General features: G+C 74.7%; 1 protein-coding gene. It reads right to left on the reverse strand.

Going from position 1 to position 4,230, the window contains the following annotated elements:
* Nucleotides 1–4,230 (reverse strand): SDR family NAD(P)-dependent oxidoreductase (locus ACTWQR_RS55325; protein ID WP_443234947.1); only part of this gene is annotated, 4,230 nt, incomplete at both ends.

Below are 4,230 nucleotides of genomic sequence, written 5' to 3' on the forward strand. Positions count from 1 at the left end.
CCCAACCCCGGTTCGACGGAAACTCACTCACCGCGTCCACACCGTCCGCGACCAACCGCCACAGATCATCGGGCGACGCCACCCCACCCGGATAACGGCACGCCATCCCCACAATCGCGATCGGCTCGTCCGCCCTGGTCCGGCGCCGGGGCGCCGCTGCCGCGGGGGTCTTCTCCGTCACGACCCGGGTCAGCAGATAGGCGGCCAGCGCGGCCGGCGCGGGGTGGTCGAAGACGAGGGTGGTGGGCAGGCGCAGGCCGGTGGCCCGGCCGAGCTGGTTGCGCAGTTCCACCCCGCTCATCGAGTCGAACCCGATGTCGGTGAACGCGCGGTCGGGGGCGATCGAGGCGGCTCCGGAGTGCCCGAGCACGGCGGCGACCTTGGCGCGTACGAGGTCGACGACCGCTTCCTTCCGCTTCTCCGCGGGAAGCGCGGCGATCCGCTCGGCCCAGGCCGAGTCCTGTGCGCCCTCCCGCTCGGCCCGTGCGGCGCGGCGGGTGCGGGTGGGGACGAGGCCGCGGAACAGCGGGTGCGGCTCGTCGGAGCCGGCCGATCCGAACCCGGACAGCTTCAGGGGTACGGGCACCAGCAGCGGTGCGTCCGTGGACAGGGCCCGGTCGAAGAGGGCGAGGCCCTGCTCGGGTGTGAGCGGGGGCATTCCGGCCCGCTCCCAGCGGGCGGTCTCCGCTGCCGTGAGCGTGCCGCCCATGCCGTGCTCGCCGTTCCACAGGCCCCAGGCGAGCGAGGTGGCCGGGAGGCCGTGGGCGCGGCGGTGCTGGGCCAGCGCGTCCAGCGAGGTGTTGGCGGCCGCGTAGTTCGCCTGGCCCGCCGTGCCGATGAGGCCGGAGACCGAGGAGAAGAGAACGAACGCCCGCAGCCCGGGGGCCAGTTCCCTGGTGAGCTCGTGCAGGTGCCGGGCGGCGCCCGCCTTCGGCCGGAGCACGGTGTGCAGGCGCTCGGGGGTCAGCGACAGGGCCGTCGCGTCGTCCAGGACACCCGCCGTGTGCACCACGGCGGTCAGCGGGTGGGCCTCGGGGACCGAGCCGAGGAGTGCGGCGAGCGCCTCCCGGTCGGAGACGTCGGTTGCCTCGATACGGACGGTGGCGCCCGACTCGCCCAGTTCGGCGGCCAGTTCGGCGGCGCCCGGTGCGTCGGGTCCGCGGCGGCTGGTCAGCAGCAGGTGGCGCACCCCGTGCCGGGTCGCGAGGTGGCGGGCGAAGAGCGCGCCGAGACCGCCGGTGCCACCGGTGACGAGGACCGTGCCGTCGGGGTCCAGGCCGGGCAGGGCGCTGTCTGCGCCGGCACCGGCCACGGCGACGGGGGCGGAAGCAAGCCGGGGGGCCCGCAACTCCCCGCCTCGTACGGCTACTTGCGGCTCACCGGTCGCGAGGGCGGCGGCCAGCAGGTCGTCGGCGCCGGCCTCGTCGTCCGGGTCCACGTCCAGGTCGACCAGGACGAGGCGGTCCGGGTGCTCCGACTGCACCGAGCGGACCAGGCCCCACACCGGGGCCGCGGCCAGATCGGTGACGTCCTCGCCGGGCAGGGCGGAGACCGCGCCGGATGTCACCACGGCCATACGGGAGTCGGCGAACCGCTCGTCGGCCAGGAACTCCTGGACCAGGCGCAGGACCCGCAGCGTCGCCGCGTGCCCACCGCCCGAGAACGCCGAGGAGTCCGTGGAGTTGGAGGAATCCTTGGAGTTCGAGGAGTGAGCGGCGGCGACGGCAGGCGCGCCGTACTGCCGGACGGTGATCACGTCGGCCGCGTCGACGTCCGCGAGGCCGTCTCCGGCCTCTGCCCAGGTCGGTTCGGAGTCGGCCCGCGGCGCGGTGACGACCGGCCATCGCACTTCGTACAGTCCGTCGGCCGCACCGCGGTCCGTCGCGGCCAGCTTCTCCCTGGCGACCGGGCGCAGGGTGAGGGACTCCACGTCGGCGACGGGCGCACCGGTGCCGTCGGCCAGGGTGAGGCTGACGGTGTCGGTGCCGTTGGGGCTGATCCGCACCCGGAGTTCGGTGGCGCCCGTGGCGTGCAGGGCGACGCCGGACCAGGCGAACGGCAGCCGGATGCTGTCGTGTTCGCCCTCGACGGCCGCGTCGAGGACCAAGGGGTGCAGCACCGCGTCGAGCAGTGCGGGATGCAGTCCGAAGCGGGCGGCGGCCTCGCCGGGTCCCGCGGGAAGCCGTACTTCGGCGTAGAGGTCGTCGCCGTCGCGCCAGGCCGCCGTAAGTCCCCGGAAGGCGGGGCCGTAGGTGTAGCCGAGGGCGGACAGACGGTCGTACGCGTCCTCGACGGGCTGAGGTACGGCGTCGGCGGGCGGCCACTGGGTCAGGTGGCCGGGGTCCTCGGCGGCGGGGGCCGCCGGGGTGAGGGTGCCCGAGGTGTGCCGGGTCCACCGGCGTGTGTGGTCGTCCGAGGCGGCCGCGTCGGTGTCCGGGCTGGCGTGGATGGTGAAGGCGCGGGCGCCGGTCGCGTCCGGCGCGGCGACGGCCACCTGGACGCGTACGGCCTCGCCCGCCGCGAGGACCAGCGGCGCTTCGAGGGTGAGATCGTCGACGTACGGGACTCCGAGGTGGCTGCCCGCGGCGACGGCCAGTTCCAGGAACGCGGTGGCGGGCAGCAGGACGGTGCCGGTGATGACGTGGTCGGCCAGCCAGGGGTGGCTGCTCAGCGAGATACGGCTGGTGAGGACGGCGTCGTCGCTCTGCGCGAGCTCGACGGCGGTGGCCAGCAGGGGGTGGTCGGCGGTGTCGAGTCCGAGGCTGCGCGCGTCGGTGGGTGCCTGCGGGGCCAGCCAGTAGTGCTCGCGCTGGAAGGCGTAGGTGGGCAGGTCGACGGGTTCGGCGCCGGGGAAGAACGTGGTGCCGTCCAGGGGTGCGCCGGCCGTGTGGGCGCGAGCGATGCCGCGGGCGACCAGGACGGGCTCGGACTCGGGGCGGCCGGGGCGCAGCAGCGCCACGGCGGTGACGTCCTCCTCCAGGGCGCTCTCGGTCAGCGCGGTGAGGACGGCGTCGGGGCCGATCTCGACGAAGACGGTGGCACCCTGGCGTCCGAGTTCCCTGGCGGCGTCCAGGAAGCGGACGGTGGCGCGGATCTGTCCGCTCCAGTAATCGGGGGAGGTGAGTTCCTCCGCGGTCGCGGTCCGGCCGGTCACGGTCGAGACGAGGGGAATGGCCGGCGGGTTGAACCGCAGGGTGGCGGCCACGTCGCGGAACTCCTGGAGGATGCCGTCCATGTGCGGCGAGTGGAAGGCGTGGCTCACCTTGAGCCTGCTGGTCTTGCGGCCCCGCGCACGCCAGGCGGCGGCGATCTCGACGGCGGACTCGTCACCCGAAATGACCACCGAGTGCGGGCCGTTGACCGCGGCGATGCTCACGGTGTCCTCATGACCGGCCAGTGACCGGAGGACTTCCTCCTCCTCTGCCTGTACGGCGATCATCGCGCCGTCGGAGCGGGCGGCCTGCATCAGCCGGGCGCGGGCGGCGACCAGCGTCGCGGCGTCCTGGAGCGACAGCACGCCCGCCACATGCGCGGCGGCCAGCTCGCCGATGGAGTGCCCGGCGAGGAGGTCCGGGGTCGTGCCGTGGTGGGCCAGCAGCCTGAACAGCGCCACCTCGACGGCGAACAGCGCGGGCTGGGTGTAGCTCGTCAGGTGCAGCAATCCGGCGTCGGGGCCGTCCGGTTCGGCGAACATCACCTCGCGCAGCGGGCGGTCCAGCTTTCCGTCGAACGCCTCGAACACGGCGTCGAGGGCGGCGGCGAACACCGGGTGGGAGCCGTACAGCTGCCGGCCCATTCCCAGGTGCTGGGCGCCCTGTCCGGTGAAGAGGAACGCGGTGCGGCCCGCCGTGGCGGCGCTGCCCGTGATCACGTCCAGGGCGTCCCCGTCGTCCGCCCGGCCGTCGGTCAGCGCCGCGAGGCCGGCGATGCGGTCCTCGACGGTGTCGCCGAGGATCACGGCCCGTTCCTCGAAGGCGGTCCTGGTGGCGGCCAGCGACCAGCCGACGGAGGCGGAGTCGGGGTCGGGGGCGTCACCGAGGTGGTCGCGCAGCCGTGCCGCCTGCGCGCGCAGTGCGGCCCGGTCGCGGGCGGAGAGGATCCAGGGGGCGGGGATGCCGGGGTCGGGCGACGAGGCGGCGGGCAGGGAGGCGGCGGGGCCCTCGGACTCGGCGGTGGCCGGGTCGTGTTCGAGCACCACATGGGCGTTGGTGCCGCTGATCCCGAACGAGG

It is taken from the genome of Streptomyces sp. 2A115 (assembly GCF_052245575.1).
Taxonomy (GTDB): domain Bacteria; phylum Actinomycetota; class Actinomycetes; order Streptomycetales; family Streptomycetaceae; genus Streptomyces.